The sequence below is a fragment of the Streptomyces sp. NPDC005566 genome (assembly GCF_040605575.1).
Lineage (GTDB): Bacteria > Actinomycetota > Actinomycetes > Streptomycetales > Streptomycetaceae > Streptomyces.
This window is the reverse complement of sequence record NZ_JBEXDB010000003.1, coordinates 64134-78011: the sequence shown is the minus strand read 5'-3', so window position 1 is coordinate 78011 and position 13878 is coordinate 64134. Positions and strand designations below refer to the sequence as shown.

Sequence of the window (13878 nt, the reverse complement as noted above, 5' to 3'; positions counted from 1 at the left end):
GAGGCCGGCCTGATGGGTCCGTACGTTGACGGGGTAGGCAATACCGTCACGTACCACCGAAGGCAGACATCATGGTCACTCACGTTTCCTCAGAGGCTCCCGGCGACGAGCGCGGTGCGCTCCTGGCCTTCGTCGAGGCGCAGCGCGGTGCGGTCCGGCGCTCCGTGCTGGGGCTCACCGAGGAGCAGGCGGCAAGCCGGCCCAGTGTCAGTGAGCTCTCGCTGTCCGGGCTGGTCAAGCACGTGGCCGAGACGGAGCTGAACTGGCTGCGGTTGGCCCAGCAGCTGCCGAACGAGAGGCAGCGCGACGCGGAGACCTGGGCCGACAGCTTCCGCCTCGTCGGGGACGAGACCGTTCCCCAGGTGGTCGAGTTCTGGGCGAAGGTCGCTGCGGAGACCGAGGCCTTCATCCACGGTGTCGACAGCATGAACGACACCTTCCCGCTCCCCGAGGCGCCCTGGTACCCGAAGGGCGAGCGCTGCTCCATGCGCTGGCTGCTGGTCCATCTCGTCGAGGAGACCGCACGCCACGCGGGGCACGCCGACATCATCCGCGAATCGCTGGACGGCAGGAGCGCCCTCCAGCTCGTCGCCGAGGAGGCGGGCTACCCTAGTCAAAGTTGAATACAAGGGGTGGGTGGTATGTCCGCGATCCGGCTGCTGGTCCTCGGTGCCGTACGTCAGCACGGCCGCGCGCACGGCTATCAGGTCCGCAACGACCTCGAGTACTGGGGCGCGCACGAGTGGTCCAGCGCCAAGCCGGGCTCGATCTACCACGCGCTGAAGCAGATGGCGAAGCAGGGACTGCTCCTCGCGCACGAGACCGCCCCCTCCACGGTCGGCGGCCCGCCCCGTACCGAGTACGAGATCACCGAGCGGGGCACCGAGGAGTTCCTCTCCCTGCTGCGTGCGGCGCTCACGTCGTACGACCAGAACATGGACGTGCTCTCGGCGGGCATCGGTTTCATCGTCGACCTCGAGCGGTCCGAGGCGGTCGCCCTGCTCCGTGAGCGCATCGCCGCCATCGAGGGCTGGCGGGCCTCGGTCACGGAGTACTACACGCCGGCGGACGGCCCCGAGTCGCTCGGGCACATCGGCGAGATCATGCATCTGTGGATCCACTCGGCGGACGCGGGCGCCGCGTGGACCCGCGGCCTGATCGAGCGGATCGAGGGCGGGGCGTACACCTTCGCGGGTGAGGGGGAACCCTTCGTCGGGGTGCTGTCCGAGGGGCAGGAGAACCCGTACGCGACGGGGATCCCCGATCCGGGCGACTCCGTCTAATCAAGTTTGACGAATGCTGTCGGGTGCCTTACCTTCGACAGGCTAGTCAAGTTTGACTACGTGATCCGGAGGGCTGGTGGGAGCGTGAGCGACGCGATCGTCGTCGAAGGACTTCACAAGCGGTACGGGGAGAAGCGGGCCCTGGACGGACTGGACCTCACCGTCCGCAGGGGCGCCGTGCACGGAGTGCTCGGCCCCAACGGGGCGGGCAAGACCACCGCCGTACGCATCCTGTCCACTCTGCTCAGGCCCGACGAGGGCCGGGCCGAGGTGGCGGGGTTCGACGTGCGGGACAAGGCCGCCGAGATCCGCCGGAGGATCGGGCTGCTCGGCCAGAACGCGGCTGTCGACGAGGAGCTCGGCGGCCGGCAGAACCTGGAGATGTTCGGCCGGCTGTACCACCTGGGCGCACGCCGCGCGGGCGTGCGGGCCGACGAGCTCCTCGAGCGGTTCGGGCTCGCGGACACCGGACGCAAGGCGGTCAAACAGTTCAGCGGAGGCATGCGCCGCCGCCTCGACCTGGCCGCGTCCCTGATCACGGATCCGGAGGTGCTCTTCCTGGACGAGCCCACGACCGGACTCGACCCGCGCGGCCGGACCGAGGTGTGGAGCGCCGTGCGCTCACTGGCCGCGGGCGGCACGACCGTACTGCTGACCACGCAGTACCTGGAGGAGGCGGACCAGCTGGCCGACCGGATCTCGGTGATCGACAAGGGCCGGGCCATCGCGGAAGGCACGGCCGACCAGCTCAAGGCGATGGTCGGCGGCGACCGTATCGACGTGGTCGTCCACGACGCGGCCCGGCTCGGTGCCGCCGCCCGACTCCTGGGCGAAGACGTGAGCGTGGACGCGGACAGGCGGCTGCTCAGCGCCCCGGCTCCGGACCGGATGGCGACCCTGACCCGGACGGTACGGGCCCTGGAGGAGGCGGGCATCGAGGCGGAGGACATCGCGGTGCGCCGACCCACGCTGGACGAGGTGTTCCTGTCCCTCACCGGGACGGACGAAGCGGTGCACATGGCAACGGAAGCGGCGGTGGCGCTATGAGTACGGCAGCGGCGGGAGCGAGCGGCATCGGCTGGGCGCTGACCGACTCCTGGACGATGACCCGGCGCGAACTGGCGCACTGGGCACGGCAGCCGGTGCAGATGGTCGTCGGCCTGGTCTTCCCGGTGATGCTGCTCCTGATGTTCAACTACCTGGTAGGCGGCGGCCAGGGCGTCGACGGGGACAACACCGAGTTCCTGGTACCGGGCATGCTCGCGCTCACCATGGCCTTCGGCCTGGAGGGGACGATGCTCGCCGTCACGCAGGACCTCAACAAGGGGGTCATCGACCGGTTCCGCTCCATGCCGATGGTCTCCGGCACTGTCCTGGTCGGACGGAGCGTCGCGGACATGCTCCAGTCGGTGGCCGCGCTGGCCGTGATGATCGGTGTGGGGTACGCCGTCGGCTGGCGCTGGCACAACGGGTGGGCCGCCGCACTGGGGGCGGTGGGGCTGCTGCTTCTCCTGCGGTTCGCGATGCTGTGGATCGGCATCCACCTGGCCATGGTCGCGGGGAAGCCGGAGATGGTGCAGGCGGTGCAGATCCTGGTCTGGCCCATCGGCTTCCTCTCCAACGTCTTCGCGTCGCCGGAGTCGATGCCGGGCTGGCTGGGCGCGGTCGTCGAGTGGAACCCGATGTCGGCCACGGCGACGGCCGTACGCGACCTGTTCGGCAACCCGGGCGGCGCCGGGGGGACCTGGGCTGCCGAAAACGCCGAACTGCTCTCGGTGGCCTGGCCGGTGGCGCTGACCGCCCTGTTCTTCCCGCTGGCCGTACGGAAGTTCGCCCGGCTCAGCCGCTGACCGGCGCCGCCCTCAGTGGTGGAAGCCGGTCTGCGGCCCGTGCTTTCGACTCAACGGGGCCGACTGGCTGCGGAGTTCGGGCAGGAGTCTGCGCATGTCCTCGATGAGCAGCTCCGCGAGGTCCGAGGAGAACCCGTTGCGGCACACCACCCGCAGGACCGACAGGTCCTGGCGGTTGGCGGGGAAGGTGTACGCGGGCACCAGCCAGCCGTGCTCACGCAGCCGTCTCGACACGTCGAAGACGTCGTACGCGTCCACGCCGGACCCCGTCGTCAGGGCGAACACCGGCAGTTCGTCGCCCCGGGTGAGGAGCCGGAAGTCGCCCAGCGCCTCGAACGCCTCGGCCAGCCCGCGTGCCACATCCCGGGACGCCTGCTGAACCGCCCGGTATCCCTCCCGGCCCAGCCGCAGGAACGTGTAGTACTGCGCCACCACCTGCGCGCCGGGCCGGGAGAAGTTCAGGGCGAACGTCGGCATGTCGCCGCCCAGATAGTTCACCCGGAAGACGAGGTCCTCGGGCAGCTCGGCCGGCGAGCGCCACAGGGCCCAGCCGACCCCCGGGTAGACCAGGCCGTACTTGTGCCCGGAGGTGTTGATCGAGGAGACCCGGGGCAGCCGGAAGTCCCACACCAGGTCCTCGTCGATGAAGGGGGCCACCATCCCGCCCGAGGCCCCGTCCACATGGACGGGGATGTCGAGCCCGGTGCGCTCCTGGAGATCGTCCAGCGCGGCACAGAGCTCGGCGATCGGCTCGTACGAACCGTCGAACGTCGAGCCGAGGATGCCGACCACGCCGATGGTGTTCTCGTCGCAGAGATCGGCGGCCGCCTGCGGGTCCAGATGGAAGCGCTCGCCCTCCATGGGGACCTGGCGGGGCTCGACCTCCCAGAACGTACAGAACTTGTCCCAGCAGACCTGCACATTGACGCCCATCACCAGATTGGGCCGTGCGGTCGCCGGATAGCGGTCCTTGTTCCTCGCCGCCCAGCGCCGCTTGAGCGCCATCCCGGCCAGCATGCAGGCCTCGCTGGAACCGGTGGTGGAGCAGCCCACGGCGGTCTCCGGGTCCGGGGCGTGCCAGAGGTCGGCGAGCATCGCCACACAGCGCCGTTCCAGTTCGGCGGTGCGGGGGTACTCGTCCTTGTCGATCATGTTCTTGTCGCGGCACTCGCTCATCAGCACATCGGCCTGGGGTTCCATCCAGGTGGTGACGAACGTGGCCAGGTTCAGCCGGGAGTTGCCGTCGAGCATCAGCTCGTCGTGGACGAGCCGGTGGGCGGTCGAAGGCGGCAGCGGGCCGTCCGGCAGCTGGTGCCTGGGTGGCGCGGTGGCCATCGGTGCGGTCGGGTCCGCCTCCCCGAAGAAGGGGTTCAGGGCGAGTCTGCGCTGCTCGTCGGACGGGGCCTTGCCGTGGGAACCCTTGTGGAGAGCCATCTGCGGAAGTCCTTCTCAGTTCTCGGCCGCTAGGCCGGCCTTGATGGCCCGGGTGAACTTCACGACGCGTTCGGCCTGGACCCTGGCCGCGGTCAGGGTCTCCTCACCGACCGGGATGTCGCCCTGCCCCGCGACGTGCGAGGTGCCGTACGGATTGCCGTCGACGAATTTCGACGGGTCCGTGTAGCCGGGGGCGACGAGGATGCCGCCGAAGTGGTGGACCGTGTTGTAGAGCGCGAGCAGCGTGGACTCCTGGCCTCCGTGGGCCGTGCTGGTGGAGGTGAAGCCGCTGTAGACCTTGTCGGCGAGCTGTCCCGCCTGCCAGAGGCCGCCCAGGGTGTCGAGGAACTGCTTGAGCTGGGCGGTGACGTTGCCGTAGCGGGTGGGTGTGCCGAGGATCACCGCGTCCGCCCAGACCATGTCGTCCGGCGAGACCTCGGGAATGTGTTCCGTCGCCTTCGCGTTCGCGGCCCACGCAGGGTTGGAGTCGATGGCGGCCTGCGGGGCGAGCTCGGCGGCCCTGCGCAGCCGCACCTCGGCGCCGGCGCTCTCGGCGTCCTTGGCGATGGCCTGGGCGATCGTGGCGACGGTGCCGGTCGAGGAGTAGTAGACGACGGCGACGTTGACCGACGTGGGCATGCGGGGAACCTCCGGGAAGCGGGTCGGGAGAGGGCGGGGGCGTGCGGACCCTGCCGGTCAGGTCTCGCTGATCACGGCCGCGGTTCCGTAGGCGCAGACCTCCGTGCCCACGTCGGCCGCCTCGCTCACGTCGAACCGCATCATCAGCACCGCGTTGGCGCCGCGTGCCCTGGCCTGCTCGACGAGTCGTTCCATCGCCTGGTTGCGGGTCTCGACCAGGGTCTTCGTCAGCCCTTTCAGCTCGCCGCCGACCATCGACTTCAGCCCCGCGCCGATCTGGCTGCCGAGATGGCGGGAGCGGACGGTGAGCCCGAAGACCTCGCCGATGACTTGCGTCACCTGGTAGCCGGGTACGTCATTCGTCGTGACGACGAGCACGTCCGCCCGGGCCGTCTGTCCGCCGCCGTAGTCCTCAATGCCCATGGGGTGGCACCTCCTGAGGACAGCTTTGCCCCGGTTCGTACCGCACGCATCCCTGCTTACGCCACTGGAACCCAGAGGCGCCCCGCAGCGTTGGTAGCTTTGGAACGGCCACGCAGCCGCCATCGATCGATCCTGGAGCCCGGACCCTTGAATACGCTTGCGCTCGGCCCGAGCTGGCTGGACCCGGATTACCTGCTCAACACGTTCGGGCTTCCCGGCCTCCTGCTCATCGTCTTCGCCGAGTCCGGGCTGCTGATCGGCTTCTTCCTGCCGGGCGACTCCCTGCTGTTCACCACGGGTCTGCTGGTGACCACCGGCGACCTGAAGTACCCGCTCTGGCTGGTCTGCACCCTGGTCGCCCTGGCGGCGATCATCGGTGACCAGGTCGGCTACCTCTTCGGCCGCAAGGTGGGCCCGGCCCTCTTCAGGCGCCCGGACTCCCGTCTCTTCAAACAGGAGAACGTGGAGAAGGCCCACGAGTTCTTCGAGAAGTACGGACCGAAGTCGCTGGTGCTGGCCCGCTTCGTCCCGGTCGTCCGGACCTTCACGCCGATCATCGCCGGTGTGAGCCGGATGAACTACCGCTCGTTCATCACGTACAACATCATCGGCGGCCTCCTCTGGGGCGTCGGGGTCACGGTGCTCGGCGCCGCTCTCGGCAAGATCGACTTCGTGCACGAGCACATCGAGCTCATCCTCATCCTGATCGTGCTGATCTCGGTGGTGCCGATCGCGATCGAGTTCCTGCGCGCCCGCAGCAGGTCCAAGAAGGAGGCCGCGGCGGAGGCCCGGCGCGAGGACCGGGGCGAGGGTCGGGGCCCCTCCGGCGACGGCCCCGGCGCGGGCCCGTACGGCAACGGCCCGTACGGCGGCCCGGACAACGGCCCGTACGGCGGCGGCCCCGGTGCGGGTCCGTACAACGGCCCGGGCAACGGCCCGTACAACGGTGGCCCGGGCAACGGTCCGTACAGCGGTGGCCCGGGTGCGGGTCCGTACGACAACGGGCAGGGCAACGGGCAGGGCAACGGGCCGGGCGGCGCCTCCGGCCAGCGCGGGCGGCACGCCAAGCGCTGACCGCGCATCCGGCGAGGCACACGGCGCCCTGATCCCGCTACGGGACGGGGCGCCGTTCGCGTATCAGAAGCCGCGGGTCCGCTTGGCTGCCCGGCGGGTCGGGCCCTCGACCGCTCCCGGTACCCGCATGAACAGCCGGGAGATCTCGCCCCCGAGATTCACCCCGATGGCGATGGCCAGCGCCGTCGCCACCGCGGTGGAGAGCGAGGCGAGCCCGGTGTCCAGCTCGTTCTGGGCCACACCCAGCAGACCGAAGTACGTCGCGGAGCCCGGCAACAGCGGGCCGATCGCCGCAGTGATGAACGGCAGCGACGACGTGTACCGGTAGCGGGAGAACAACTGGCCGAACAGTCCCACCAGACCGGCCGCCACCGCCGTCGCCGCCACCGGCGAGATGTCGCCGGTACGGGCCATCGCCCCGAAGATGATCCAGGCCACGCCACCGTTGAGGGTCACGGCGAGCACCGTCGAGCGCTCCTGCTGGAGCAGGATCGCGAAGGCCAGGCTGAGGGCCATCGAGGCCAGGATCTGCACCACCGGCCGGTCGTTGGGCACGAACTTCGCTTCGGGGTTCAGCTCGGCACCGAGCTGGACACCCAGATAGAGCATCAGCAGCACACCGGCGACGATGCCGATGAAGAAGTACATGACTTCGAGCAGCCGGGCACCTGCGGTGATGTAGTAACCGGTCAGGCCGTCCTGCACACCCGCCACCAGGGCCCGCCCCGGCAGCAGTGCGAACAGCCCACCGGTGATCACCGCGGACGGGCGGACATCGGTCGAATGGGTGAGGGTCAGCGCGATACCCATCGCGGCGGGCGGCATGGCGGCGGCCATGAACTGATAGAACTCGGGCAGCCCGCGGCCGGCGCAGAGCCAGGCCAGCCGGTCCCCGAGCATGGCGCCGGCCGCCGCCACGATGAACACCAGCACACCACCGCCGACCAGCACCGATGCCGAACCGGCGAGCAGGCCGGCCGCGGATGTCAGCACCCAGCCCGAGTACGGGTGCCGATTACGGCGGATCTCGGCAAGGCGCCGGTAGGCCTCCTCCAGCGAGACCTCGACGTGTTCCGTGGTCGTGATGTCGTCGATCAGCTGGAAGACGGCGGCCAGCCGGGTGTAGTCGGTACCCCGGCGGCGGACGGTACGGCTCGCCGTCACGGGGTCCTCGACCAGCGACGGCTGGTGCGAGATGGACAGCAGGGTGAAGGTCACCGTCGGCTCGCACCGGTCGAGACCGTACGAGCGCGTCACCGCGAACATGGCCGCCTCGACGTCCTCGGCACCCTCGCCGCCCGCGAGCAGCAGCTCCCCGATACGCAGCGTCAGGTCGAGCACACGGGGGACCGCGGGCCCCGAATCGTCGGTCCTCTGCACGCCCTCGGGTGCCGGACGCTCGGTCACGGGCATCCGCAGCATCGTGCGCATCCGGTCCTGCCAAGGGGCTTCCTTGGTCAGCCGGACCATGGGAATGCCGTGCGCCGGAGTGAAGACGGGCGGGTGATGCTGCGCGTTGTACCCGCTGGGCGGGACGAACGCGGAGCTCAGGGCCTCGGCGGCCGCGCTGCCGCCCGAGCCGGAAGCGGAACCCTGGCCCGGTCCGGAGGACGCCGACGGATCGGTGTGCAGACCGGCCGGAAGGGCGAATTCCGATGTGGGGTGGTCGTCCTCCGACGGGGGCGAAGGCTGCTCCACCCCGGCAGGTGGGACGAAGGCGCTGCGCGCCTCGTCGGACTGGGGCTTCTGGTCCTCCGGACCGCCCTGTTCCGCCACCACTCGACCTCGTTCCTGCTCGGCTGCGCATGTCCTCGGCTGCGCTCCTGCCCAGTATGGGCACGGACATGGGCCGTCACGCGAAAGGGCGGCGCACCGGTGAGAGGTGCGCCGCCCGTTCCTCGTACGGTCAGCGGGGCCGATCGGCCCGATGCGCCGCGATCCGTTCGGTTCCGCCCGGAAGCGGAACCGGAAGGATCACGTCAGTGCGCGCCGCCCTGCGCCTCGAGGCGCTTGTAGGAGGCCTCGATCTCGGCCTCGGCCTCGGTGCGGCCGACCCAGTCGGCGCCCTCGACGGACTTGCCGGGCTCCAGGTCCTTGTAGACCTCGAAGAAGTGCTGGATCTCCAGGCGGTCGAACTCCGACACGTGGTGGATGTCGCGCAGGTGCTCCACCCGGGGGTCGGACGCCGGGACGCACAGCAGCTTGTCGTCGCCGCCGGCCTCGTCGGTCATCCGGAACATGCCGATCGCGCGGCACTTGATGAGGCAGCCGGGGAAGGTCGGCTCCTCCAGGATGACCAGCGCGTCCAGCGGGTCGCCGTCCTCGCCGAGGGTGTTCTCGACGAAACCGTAGTCCGCCGGGTAGCTGGTCGAGGTGAAGAGTCGACGGTCCAGGCGGATCCGGCCGGTCTCGTGATCCACCTCGTACTTGTTCCGCGAACCCTTCGGGATCTCGATAACGACGTCGAACTCCACGGGTGGCTCCTCCATGATCAACACATACGACTGGTGGTTAAGTGTCCCTCACGCAGACGAGTGCTCGCGAAAGGGGCTGGTCAACGGTGGCCGAGCCGGTGGAAAGACCGTCGAACGAACCGTTGAACAGGTGGGGCAAGTGGAAAGACTTGACGTACTTGAAGCGAGGGAACGGGCCGAACGACCTGCGGTTCGTGGCAGGCTCCGCGGTGCTCGGCCTGGTGGTCGCCGCCGGAGCCGTGCTGGCCGCCGGTCCCTGGGACTCCGGTCAGCGTAAGGCCGAGCAGGACCGGGCGGTCGCCCAGGAGCGCGCAGGTGGCGCACATCACGGGCGGTCCGAGCCCACCGCGCCGGAGCCCGCACCCAGCGCCCTTGCCGTACTCACCCCCCTGGGTGCCACGACCGGACTGACCGCCCCGGCGGGCGCGAGCGGTCTGAAGGCCGCCCTCACGCCCCTTCTGAACGCGCCCGCGCTCGGCACCGTACGCACCGCGGTCGTCGTCGACACGGCCACCGGCGAGCAGTTGTACGCGCGTGGCGCGGCCACCCCCATGACGCCCGCCTCCACCGTGAAGATCGCCTCCACCGTCGCCGCGCTCTCCGCCCTCGGTCCGGGCCACCGCATCGCGACGACGGTCCGGGTGTCCGCGGACTCCCGCACGGTCACCCTCGTCGGCGGCGGCGACCCCACCCTCGACAAGGCCGCGCTGCGCGGCCTGGCCGTCGACACCGCGCACGCCCTGCGCGACGGCGGTACCGCGGCCGTCGAGCTGAAGTACGACACGTCCCGCTACTCGGGCCCCGCTCTGCACCCCATCGGCCCCAACGAGAACATCGCGCCCGTCAGCGCGCTCATGATCGACGAGGGCCGGCTCGACGGCAGCGACCGCGGCCCCGCGCCCCGTACCGGCGACCCGGCCGGTGACGCCGCCCGCACCTTCGCTGACCTGCTCGACGAGGCCGGTGTCGCCACGCGGTCCGCCCCCTCCTCCGGGCGGGCCGGAGCCGGGGCCAGGACCGTGGCCACGCACCTGTCGAAGCCGCTCTCCGCCCTCGTCGAACGGGCGCTGACCAACAGCGACAACGACATCGCCGAGGCCCTCGTCCGCCAGACCGCCCTCAAGGCGGGCCGACCGGCATCCTTCGCCGGAGGCAGGCGTGCCGTCACCGACCGGCTGAAGAAGCTGGGACTGCCGCTGGCCGGCACGAATCTCGCCGACGGCAGCGGCCTGAACCGCGGCGACAAGGTGACGGCCGGCCTGCTCGCGGCCCTGGTGGCCCTCGCCGCCGACCCGGACCACCCCGAACTCAGGCCCGCCCTCACCGGTCTGCCGGTCGCAGGCTTCAGCGGAACGCTCGGCAGCCGCTACCCCGCGACCTCCCGCGGCACCGGCCTGATCCGGGCCAAGACGGGCACGCTCACCGGGGTGAACGCCCTCGCGGGAACCGCGGTCGACGCGCAGGGCCGGCTGCTCGCCTTCGCCTTCCTGGCATCGGGCACCACATCCCCGCGCGATGCCGAAACCTCTCTCGACGCCCTGGCCACCACCCTCACCAAAGGCACCCGATGAGCGGCTGACACCCCACCACCGGGGGGCCGTCTCACGTACGGTTGACGCATGACGAGCGTCGGTGGTGCCGAGATGGTCGACTGGAATCTCGCGGTCGCGACCGCGACCCGGCTTGTGCGGCCGGGACCCGAGATCAGTCGCGAGGAGGCACGCGCCGTCGTCGCGGAACTCCGCCGACATGCCAAGGCGTCGGAGGAGCACGTCCGTTCGTTCACCCGGATGATCCCGGAGGGGCACGAACCCGAGGACACCCCGGTCCTGGTCGTCGACCGGGCGGGCTGGATCAGGGCGAACGTCGCCGGCTTCCGTGAACTGCTGCGTCCCCTGCTGGGGAAGATGCAGGAGAGGCGTGGCAACGGCCCCGGCGGTGCGGTGCTCGGCGCGGTCGGCGGCAAGGTGACCGGTGTCGAACTCGGCATGCTGCTGTCCTTCCTCGCCTCCCGGGTGCTCGGTCAGTACGAGACCTTCGCGCCCGCCACCCGCGAGCTGCCCGCCTCCACCAAGGGCGGCGGCAGGCTGCTGCTCGTAGCCCCCAACATCGTCCACGTCGAACGCGAACTCGATGTCGACCCGCACGACTTCAGGCTCTGGGTGGCTCTCCATGAGGAGACCCACCGCACCCAGTTCACCGGGGTGCCCTGGCTCCGCGACCATCTGCAGGGCGAAATCCAGTCGTTCCTCGACGAGACCGACGTCGACCCGATGACCGTTCTGGAACGCCTCCGTGAGGCCGCCCAGTCCTTCTCGGGCAGCAGCCGCCCCGAGGGCGAGCAGGGGGAGGACGACGGCGGGCGCAGCCTCGTCGAGATCGTCCAGACGCCCGCCCAGCGCGAGATCCTCGGCCGCCTCACCGCGGTGATGTCCCTGCTCGAAGGGCATGCGGACTTCGTGATGGACGGGGTGGGACCCGAAGTGGTGGGTTCCGTCGCGGAGATCCGGGAGAAGTTCCAGCAGCGCAGGGCGCGCGGTGCGAGCCGTCTGGACCTGGCGCTGCGCAAGCTCCTGGGCCTCGACGCCAAGCTGCGGCAGTACCGCGACGGCGAGAAGTTCGTCCGGGCCGTGGTCGACGAGGTCGGTATGGACGGTTTCAATCGCGTCTGGACCTCGCCCAACACCCTCCCCACCAAGGCGGAGATCGCCGAACCGGCGGACTGGGTCGCGAGGGTGCACCGTAAGGCAGATTCGTGATCATGGCCCGCCCGATGGCACAGGATTGCCCCTCCAATCACCCATCCGAGGGACCATAGGGGCATGGGAAGGCGTGCAATGCTCGATGGACAGCTTGGCTCTGTCACCATCGACGCACTCTGAGTAACGGGATCTCTGCGTCCCGGCACTCCGAGGCACCCTCCCAGAACCTCACCGAAGGGCACCGGACATGGGTCCCCATCCTGCGGTCGCGGCGATACGCCTGGCGGTCCGCCGCGTACTCCACGACGTCGTCACCGACTACAACCGCCACACCGAACAGGTCGGCCGTGCCGAGTTCGCCGAAGCCGGAGCGGGCCCGCGACGGGCCGCGCTTCCCGAACGGCCCGATACCCCGCTGGTGCTCGTCGCATGCTCCGGGGGTGCCGATTCGATGGCGCTCGCCTCCGCCCTCGCCTTCGAGTCGCGCAAGCTTCCCGTCAGGGCCGGCGGCATCACCGTCGACCACAACCTCCAGCCGGGCTCCGGGCTCCGCGCCACCGAGGTCGTCACCCGCCTCGCCGAGATGCAGCTCGACCCGGTCGAGGCCGTCGCCGTTCACGTCGGCCGCGACGGCGGGCCCGAGGCCGCCGCCCGTGAAGCCCGCTACACCGCACTGGACGCCGCCGCAGAGCGCCACGGCGCCGCCGCCGTCCTCCTCGGCCACACCCGCGACGACCAGGCCGAGACCGTCCTCCTCGGCCTCGCCCGTGGATCCGGCATCCGTTCGCTCTCCGGGATGGCCGCCGCATCGGGTCCCGCGGGCCGCTACCGTCGTCCCTTTCTCCAGCTCGACCGGCAGACCGCCCGAAAGGCCTGCCTGGTCCAGTCGATCCCCGTCTGGGACGACCCTCACAACGTCGACCCCGCCTACACCCGCTCCCGGCTGCGTCACGAAGGTCTGCCCGCCCTGGAGAAGGCGCTGGGCAAAGGTGTCGTCGAAGCCCTCGCCCGTACGGCTCAGCTCTCCCGTGACGATGCCGACGCCCTCGACACCTGGGCGGCCGAGGCCGACCGCTCGGTGCGCGACGACGACGGACGCCTGGAGTGCGCCAAGCTCTCCGTCCTGCCGCCCGCTGTACGCCGCCGGGTGCTGCGCCGAGCAGTGATCGACGCCGGATCCCCGGCCGGTTCGCTCTTCGCCCGTCACATCGAGGAAGTCGACCGGCTCATCACCGGCTGGCGCGGCCAGGGGGCCATCAACCTGCCCGGCCGCGTCGAAGCGCTGCGGCAGGGTGGCAGACTGGTGATTCGGCAGAGCTGAAGCGCAAGCGGCTGAAGTGCAGGCGAAACGGCCGGTCCGGCCCGGGGAACAGCCCGGGTCCGGAAGGCAGAGAAAGAGACGCGGGTGAACGAGAAGGACATGGGCACCGACCTTCAGTCGGTGCTCCTCACCAAGGAAGAGATCGACGCGAAGCTCGTCGAGCTGGCCGCGAAGATCGACGCGGAGTACGCGGGCAAGGACCTGCTCATCGTCGGCGTGCTCAAGGGCGCGGTGATGGTGATGGCGGACCTGGCGCGCGCGCTGTCCACCCCGATCACCATGGACTGGATGGCCGTCTCCTCGTACGGAGCGGGCACGCAGTCCTCGGGCGTCGTCCGGATCCTCAAGGACCTCGACACCGACATCAAGGGCAAGCACGTCCTGATCGTCGAGGACATCATCGACTCCGGTCTGACGCTGTCCTGGCTGCTGACCAACCTCGGCTCGCGTGAACCGGCGAGCCTGGAGGTCTGCACCCTGCTCCGCAAGCCGGACGCCGCGAAGGTCGCGATCGACGTGAAGTGGGTCGGCTTCGACATCCCCAACGAGTTCGTCGTCGGCTACGGGCTGGACTACGCGGAGAAGTACCGCAACCTTCCCTTCGTCGGCACGCTCGCCCCGCACGTCTACGGCGGCTGAGTCCCCGTCCGGACGCGGCGTTCGGACGGGTGTGCCGAC

General features: G+C 70.2%; 14 protein-coding genes. 9 read left to right on the top strand and 5 right to left on the bottom strand.

What is annotated here, in order from left to right:
• The first annotated feature begins 71 nt into the window (after positions 1 to 71).
• The 4 genes from ABZS61_RS05685 to ABZS61_RS05670 all read left to right on the top strand — a co-directional run bounded on the left by ABZS61_RS05685 (position 72) and on the right by ABZS61_RS05670 (position 3133).
• The gene (locus ABZS61_RS05685; protein WP_356416625.1) at positions 72 to 623 is read left to right on the top strand and encodes a DinB family protein; all 552 of its coding nucleotides are present in this window, start codon (positions 72 to 74) and stop codon (positions 621 to 623) included.
• 18 nt (positions 624 to 641) lie between these two features.
• Positions 642 to 1283 (top strand): PadR family transcriptional regulator, encoded by a 642-nt coding sequence (locus tag ABZS61_RS05680; RefSeq protein WP_356416622.1) that lies wholly within the window; start codon positions 642 to 644, stop codon positions 1281 to 1283.
• Between the two features lie 84 nt (positions 1284 to 1367).
• Complete coding sequence (locus ABZS61_RS05675; protein ID WP_356416619.1) at positions 1368 to 2330, top strand: ATP-binding cassette domain-containing protein; 963 nt, start codon at positions 1368 to 1370, stop codon at positions 2328 to 2330.
• Positions 2327 to 3133, top strand: a complete 807-nt coding sequence (locus tag ABZS61_RS05670; RefSeq protein WP_356416617.1) for an ABC transporter permease — start codon at positions 2327 to 2329, stop codon at positions 3131 to 3133. Before ABZS61_RS05675 ends, ABZS61_RS05670 begins: the two co-directional genes overlap by 4 nt.
• A gap of 12 nt (positions 3134 to 3145) precedes the next feature.
• Here the strand turns inward: ABZS61_RS05670 and ABZS61_RS05665 are convergent, their stop codons facing one another.
• The 3 genes from ABZS61_RS05665 to ABZS61_RS05655 are packed head-to-tail and all read right to left on the bottom strand — an operon-like array spanning position 3146 to position 5629.
• Positions 3146 to 4567 (bottom strand): glutamate decarboxylase, encoded by a 1422-nt coding sequence (locus ABZS61_RS05665; protein ID WP_356416614.1) that lies wholly within the window; start codon positions 4565 to 4567, stop codon positions 3146 to 3148.
• A gap of 15 nt (positions 4568 to 4582) precedes the next feature.
• Positions 4583 to 5206: an NAD(P)H:quinone oxidoreductase gene (gene wrbA / locus ABZS61_RS05660; RefSeq protein ID WP_356416611.1), complete on the bottom strand. Its 624-nt coding sequence runs from the start codon at positions 5204 to 5206 to the stop codon at positions 4583 to 4585.
• Positions 5207 to 5263: 57 nt separating this feature from the next.
• Positions 5264 to 5629 carry a YbjQ family protein gene (locus tag ABZS61_RS05655; protein WP_356416608.1) on the bottom strand — a complete coding sequence of 122 codons (366 nt, stop codon included), beginning with the start codon at positions 5627 to 5629 and terminating at the stop codon, positions 5264 to 5266.
• 147 nt (positions 5630 to 5776) lie between these two features.
• On the opposite strand from ABZS61_RS05655, the gene ABZS61_RS05650 reads away from it, so the two are divergent.
• Positions 5777 to 6703, top strand: coding sequence for a DedA family protein (locus ABZS61_RS05650; RefSeq protein ID WP_356416605.1), 927 nt, complete (start codon positions 5777 to 5779; stop codon positions 6701 to 6703).
• Between the two features lie 63 nt (positions 6704 to 6766).
• On the opposite strand, the gene ABZS61_RS05645 is transcribed toward ABZS61_RS05650, so the two are convergent.
• Both ABZS61_RS05645 and ABZS61_RS05640 read right to left on the bottom strand, forming a co-directional pair.
• Complete coding sequence (locus tag ABZS61_RS05645; protein ID WP_356416602.1) at positions 6767 to 8482, bottom strand: threonine/serine exporter family protein; 1716 nt, start codon at positions 8480 to 8482, stop codon at positions 6767 to 6769.
• Positions 8483 to 8682: 200 nt separating this feature from the next.
• Positions 8683 to 9177 carry an inorganic diphosphatase gene (locus tag ABZS61_RS05640; protein WP_014155500.1) on the bottom strand — a complete coding sequence of 165 codons (495 nt, stop codon included), beginning with the start codon at positions 9175 to 9177 and terminating at the stop codon, positions 8683 to 8685.
• Between the two features lie 86 nt (positions 9178 to 9263).
• Here ABZS61_RS05640 and dacB point away from each other — a divergent pair, with 86 nt between their 5' ends.
• The 4 genes from dacB (at position 9264) to hpt (ending at position 13839) form a co-directional block, all read left to right on the top strand.
• Positions 9264 to 10748, top strand: a complete 1485-nt coding sequence (gene dacB, locus ABZS61_RS05635) for a D-alanyl-D-alanine carboxypeptidase/D-alanyl-D-alanine-endopeptidase (RefSeq protein ID WP_356416599.1) — start codon at positions 9264 to 9266, stop codon at positions 10746 to 10748.
• A 48-nt stretch (positions 10749 to 10796) separates the two neighbouring features.
• Positions 10797 to 11936, top strand: coding sequence for a zinc-dependent metalloprotease (locus ABZS61_RS05630; RefSeq protein WP_356416596.1), 1140 nt, complete (start codon positions 10797 to 10799; stop codon positions 11934 to 11936).
• Between the two features lie 190 nt (positions 11937 to 12126).
• Entirely contained in the window at positions 12127 to 13200 is a 1074-nt protein-coding gene (gene tilS, locus ABZS61_RS05625; RefSeq protein ID WP_356416593.1) for a tRNA lysidine(34) synthetase TilS, read from the top strand.
• Between the two features lie 99 nt (positions 13201 to 13299).
• On the top strand, positions 13300 to 13839 hold the full coding sequence (gene hpt / locus ABZS61_RS05620; RefSeq protein WP_329215242.1) for a hypoxanthine phosphoribosyltransferase: 540 nt from the start codon (positions 13300 to 13302) through the stop codon (positions 13837 to 13839).
• Positions 13840 to 13878: the final 39 nt, after the last annotated feature.

Coding starts and splice junctions, on each gene's coding strand:
- ABZS61_RS05685 (WP_356416625.1), top strand. CDS start 72: ATGGTCACTCACGTTTCCTCAGAGGCTCCCGGCGACGAGCGCGGTGCG.
- ABZS61_RS05680 (WP_356416622.1), top strand. CDS start 642: ATGTCCGCGATCCGGCTGCTGGTCCTCGGTGCCGTACGTCAGCACGGC.
- ABZS61_RS05670 (WP_356416617.1), top strand. CDS start 2,327: ATGAGTACGGCAGCGGCGGGAGCGAGCGGCATCGGCTGGGCGCTGACC.
- ABZS61_RS05665 (WP_356416614.1), bottom strand. CDS start 4,567: ATGGCTCTCCACAAGGGTTCCCACGGCAAGGCCCCGTCCGACGAGCAG.
- wrbA (WP_356416611.1), bottom strand. CDS start 5,206: ATGCCCACGTCGGTCAACGTCGCCGTCGTCTACTACTCCTCGACCGGC.
- ABZS61_RS05655 (WP_356416608.1), bottom strand. CDS start 5,629: ATGGGCATTGAGGACTACGGCGGCGGACAGACGGCCCGGGCGGACGTG.
- ABZS61_RS05630 (WP_356416596.1), top strand. CDS start 10,797: ATGACGAGCGTCGGTGGTGCCGAGATGGTCGACTGGAATCTCGCGGTC.
- tilS (WP_356416593.1), top strand. CDS start 12,127: ATGGGTCCCCATCCTGCGGTCGCGGCGATACGCCTGGCGGTCCGCCGC.
- hpt (WP_329215242.1), top strand. CDS start 13,300: ATGGGCACCGACCTTCAGTCGGTGCTCCTCACCAAGGAAGAGATCGAC.